1 protein-coding gene is annotated in these 285 nt (G+C 63.2%); it reads left to right on the top strand.

Annotated elements, in window-relative coordinates:
• Positions 1-285 (top strand): DMT family transporter (locus RA19_RS25310; RefSeq protein WP_039168683.1); only part of this gene is annotated, 285 nt, incomplete at both ends.

The raw sequence follows: 285 nt of genomic DNA, 5'->3' as shown, positions 1-285 counted from the left end.
GCAGTCCGAGCATACTGCCGCCATCGTGTTCTATTTCTCACTGACGGCTTCTGCCCTGGCGCTGCTGACCGCACCGTTTGGCTGGGTCATACCTGATCCGCAAACAGCCGCGCGGCTGGTCGGCGCCGGGCTGGTCGGCGGGGTGGCGCAGATCCTGGTTACCTCCTCCTACCGTTTTGCTCCGGCCTCGATGCTGGCGCCCTACGACTATGCTTCGATGCTGTTTGCCATCGTGATCGGCTACATCTGGTTCAACGAGTGGCCGACGCTGGTGATGCTGGCGGG

The organism is Leisingera sp. ANG-M1 (assembly GCF_000813745.1).
Taxonomy (GTDB): Bacteria; Pseudomonadota; Alphaproteobacteria; order Rhodobacterales; family Rhodobacteraceae; genus Leisingera.
The sequence above is the reverse complement of the archived record's forward strand: the minus strand, read 5'-3'. Positions and strand labels throughout refer to the sequence as shown.